General features: G+C 52.1%; 3 protein-coding genes and 1 pseudogene. 2 read left to right on the forward strand and 2 right to left on the reverse strand.

The window, feature by feature from the left end; all coding sequences use genetic code 11:
• Window positions 1-23: 23 nt before the first annotated feature.
• On the reverse strand, window positions 24-1,079 hold the full coding sequence (locus GKO01_RS15455) for a LacI family DNA-binding transcriptional regulator (protein ID WP_099287768.1): 1,056 nt from the start codon (window positions 1,077-1,079) through the stop codon (window positions 24-26).
• A 186-nt stretch (window positions 1,080-1,265) separates the two neighbouring features.
• On the opposite strand from GKO01_RS15455, the gene GKO01_RS15460 reads away from it, so the two are divergent.
• Window positions 1,266-2,501, forward strand: coding sequence for an alpha-hydroxy acid oxidase (locus GKO01_RS15460; protein ID WP_099287769.1), 1,236 nt, complete (start codon window positions 1,266-1,268; stop codon window positions 2,499-2,501).
• Window positions 2,502-2,523: 22 nt separating this feature from the next.
• Complete coding sequence (locus GKO01_RS15465) at window positions 2,524-3,240, forward strand: hypothetical protein (protein WP_099287770.1); 717 nt, start codon at window positions 2,524-2,526, stop codon at window positions 3,238-3,240.
• A 79-nt stretch (window positions 3,241-3,319) separates the two neighbouring features.
• On the opposite strand, the pseudogene GKO01_RS15470 reads toward GKO01_RS15465, so the two are convergent.
• Window positions 3,320-4,335 (reverse strand): annotated as a pseudogene (locus tag GKO01_RS15470) (IS3 family transposase).
• Window positions 4,336-4,431: the final 96 nt, after the last annotated feature.

A 4,431-nucleotide genomic window follows, 5' to 3' on the forward strand; every position in this document is an offset into this window, starting at 1 on the left:
AACCAGATTAAAGCGGAACCGCCCTAGCCTTGCCTTGAGAGGGGTTGCGCGGTTGTTCCACGCAGAACCAATTCAGGCGTCACCCGCGTAATCTGAACGGTATTGTGACCCTGTAACAGATCCAGCATAGCCACCCCACTCAACTGCCCAATCCGATCAGCATCTACGCGAATCGTGGTCAATGGCGGAGATACAACTGATGCAAAATTAGAATCGTTAAACCCGATCACAGAAAGCATTTGAGGAACTAATATTCCCCTTTCCGTCGCCTCACTAATTACACCCAAAGCAATTTCATCAGTTCCACAAATAATTGCCGTTGGATATAAGGTTCCTGATTTTGAAATTAACTGCCTAACCGCATCTCTACCCGCCACAATACCAGAAGAGACGATAATATCATTCTCTGGATTGAGTTGAAATCCACGCTCGGCCAATGCCTGGCGCACACCTTCAGCTCGAGGCTCCGCACGATCATTGTTAGCTCTGGTCCCAGTAATTACAGCCAACACCTGATGTCCTAGATCGAGCAGATAACGTGTCGCCTTTAGTGTAGCCTCTCGATTATCGAATCCCACACAGCATCGATCATCCGAAAGACTAAAGCTCTGCACAATTGGAACATTTCCTTGTCGAGCGCGCTCGTAAAGGTTGGAGTCATGTATACCCCCCACAAGCATAAGGCCATCGACACCGTTACTCATGAGAAAACGAGCTTCTCGACTCTCAATATCAATGTCATAATCAGTGCTTGCTACAATAGTCTGATATCCGGATTGTCTTAATGTTTTTTGAAATGACGATAAAGCACGAACAAATACTTCATTTTTTAGACTTGGGACAATAGCTCCCACAGCATAAGAACGCCGTGTACTCAAGGCCCGGGCAGCATTATTCACGACAAATCCCAGATCGGACGCTGCCTTTAATACAGTAGCACGCGTTTCTGGACGAATTTTCTCAGAGCCATTGAGTGCACGAGAGACCGTTGCGATTGAAACACCCGCTAAACGCGCGACATCTTTAGCAACAGGTAAACGAGCAGGCTTGGTCACTTTTGTATCATCCTCGTTTTTCATACCCTGTCCTTCACGCGCTATATTCATTTGTGATTTCTACCCCTTTCAAGCTCACAGACAAAATCGTCTCAAGCAATCTTCCGTGTAACCGCTTCCATTTGGTGGAGGGAGAAGATATGACTGCTCGTCTGTCATTCTATTAACGGCGCCAAAGCGCCTTTATGCGCCCAACGCCAAGGAGACATCATGACGCAAACTGCCGTCGCAAAAGAGGTGAAGGTCCCGAACCCCATTCTGACGACAAGCACCGTCCGTCCTACGGATACGACTCCCTCATTTCTACGAGATGTGCTTGCTCTTTCTGACTTCGAACGCAAGGTGCGCCCTCGCCTCCCGAATATGATTTATCAATACGTGGCGGGCGCAGTAGAAACATCTTCTGCAATGCGGAATGGCTTGGACGCATACTGCCGTTATGGTTTTACGCCCCACGCTCTTACAGACACATCCTTGCGCAACACGACGACCGAGCTTTTTGGTCAAACATATAGTGCGCCTTTTGCGATTGGTCCGCTTGGAGGTGCTGCGTTTGTTGCCTATCGCGCAGATCTCGCACTCACTAATGCTGCAAAAGCAGCTAATATTCCGATGATCTTGAGCGCTTCATCTCTGATCAAACTCGAGGATGTCATCGCTGCTAACCCCAACGCATGGTTTCAGGCTTATCTAGCTGGCGATGAGCAGCGCATTGATCGCATGCTGAACCGTGTTGAAGCCGCTGGCTATCGCAATCTCGTGGTCACGATCGATACACCGATCCTCGGAAACCGTGAGCATAATATCCGCTCAGGTTTCAGCATGCCGATCCGTATGACCCCACGCGTCATGTTTCAGAGCGCACTGCATCCACGTTGGCTCTTGGGTACGGTTGCCCGAACATTCATGTTTCACGGTGCCCCACACTTTGAGAATACTGAAGCAGAGCGCGGACCACCAATGATGTCTCGCACGCTGCGCAATACCGTTGCGCGTGATAAACTCGCCTGGAAACACATTGAGCAAATCCGTCGACGTTGGAACGGTCCCATGATCGTAAAAGGCGTTATCTCCCCCCGCGACGCAGTTCTTTGCCGCGAACACGGAGCAGATGGGATTATTCTATCCAATCATGGCGGACGCCAGCTCGACCACGCCGTCGGCCCTCTCGATATTCTTCCGGAAATTGCTGCAGAAAAAGGCAATATGAAGGTTATTGTAGATGGCGGAATCCGTCGCGGTACGGACGTTCTGAAAGCCATGGCCCTAGGCGCCGACTTTACTCTTCTGGGACGCCCCTTTCTCTTTGCTGCTGCGCTTGGCGGGAAGACAGCCGTTGAACACGCCATTAAAATTCTTCGCGAAGAAATTTCGCGAGATATGGCACTACTTGGCGTGAACTCACCCTCTGAAATCGACAGCAGTTTTATCAAACGTATCCGCTGATACTAAAAGAGAGTATTTCCTCATGCTCATCAAAAGCCTGTTGGCTACTACCTTTTTCTCAGGAACACTTTTGCTGATTACACCGCCGGCGGTAGCACAAGAACATCCGCCTGCCAGTGAAATCGTACCAACAGCTGAAGAGCCCATGCATCATGTGATCGCCCAGACGGATGACATCACCCTCATGCGTGTTTTGATCCCAGCTGGGCAACACACGCTATGGCATGAACAGCATCTTGATTACGTAAATACTGCGATTCAAGGAACTCCTGTCGAAATTCAATACGCCGACAAGCCCACTAAAGACACGGAAATGATGACCGGTAAAATCCGTTTTGGGGCCCATCAAGGAAAACCCGATACTGATCTCGTCAAGAATACCGGTAAGACCGTCAACCATCAGGTAGCCTTCGAGATCAGGCAGGCTGGCCCAAGGCATTTCGGCCCCTCTGATCGAAGCAATGTCAAAGGATTTAGCCTTGTACTCGATAAACCCAGCGTACGCGGCTGGCATGTCCATTTAGAGCCCGGAGAAAGCACCGGAGAGTATCAGCAATCTGGGCCGGGCGTACGCATTATATTCTCTGGAGACCGCCTGTTGAGCCAAGCACACGGCGAAAACTTAGTCACAACCGAGAATATTCATCCTGCTGATGGCTATATTGTGAAGCCGGGTAAACGCCGCATCATAAACGCTGGAAATCAACCCTTAGATTTTAATGAGTACGAATTGCTTTAGCAGCCTGCCGGGTTGGGAGAGAGGTGGCCCCGTCTGTTTGGACAGTTTTTGGGTTTGAATAAGCTATACCCGGTTGTTGTCATGCCGCCATTCTGACGGCGCTGCTGTTGGCCCTCTGGTCCGGGGTTAACCCCGGACCAGAGGGCATCGGCACGTCATGATACGCCTCATCGGGCGTGCGTCCAGCCAGTGCCGCGTGCGGACGCTGCCCGTTATAATGGGTGATCCATTTCGTGAGCCCCACTCGAAGTTCTGATCCGGTCTCAAAGGCGTGCAGGTAAACGCATTCGTATTTCATCGACCGCCACAGACGCTCGATGAACACGTTATCCAGCCAGCGCCCACGTCCATCCATGCTGATGCGGATCTGACGCTCTTCCAGGAGCCCGGTAAAACGGGGCGTCGTGAATTGTGAGCCCCGGTCAGTATTGAAAATTTCCGGGGTGCCGTAGCGCATCAGCGCATCCCGGAGCGCCTCGATACAGAACTCCGCGTCCATCGTGTTCGACAGACGCCAGGACAGGACCTTGCGCGTGAACCAGTCCATGATCGACACGAGATAGAGAAATCCCCGTTTCATGGGGATATACGTGATGTCGGAACACCAGACCTGGTTGGGCCGGTCGATGACCAGATCCCGCAGCAGATACGGATATTTCCGATGCTCTGGATGGGGCACACTCGTGCGTGGCTTCTGGTAGATCGCCCGCAGCCCCATAATCGCCACGAGCCGCCGGACCCGCTTGCGACCGACTTCATGTCCCAGGCGGCGCAGATGCCATGTCATTTGCCGCCTCTGATCACGCCCAACCGAGCAGAGGCATCGCGTAAAAAATCCCGTTCCACGAGAAGCTCGCCTATCTTCGCGTGTAGTTTCTCCACATCAGCAGGGCTGACCGGGGGCTCAGACGCCGCCTTCCCCGAAAAGGTTGCCGCCATGCCCTCGACTGCCTGGCGCTTCCACTGGGCAATCATCGTCTGATGCACACCATGTTTCGAAGCCAGTTCCGCCAGCGTCAGCTCCCCGCGGATCGCCTCCAGCGCAACCCGTGATTTGAACTCCGCTGCATACCTCTTGCGCGTAACCTTGCCCATAAAACCCGTCCTCTCTCAGGTCGGATTATAGCTTAGACACCTGTCCGAAAAATGGGGTCCACCTCTCACCACTATCGTGAGTCATTGGCGCAAGTC

The sequence above is a fragment of the Gluconobacter kondonii genome (assembly GCF_002723995.1).
GTDB lineage: Bacteria > Pseudomonadota > Alphaproteobacteria > Acetobacterales > Acetobacteraceae > Gluconobacter > Gluconobacter kondonii.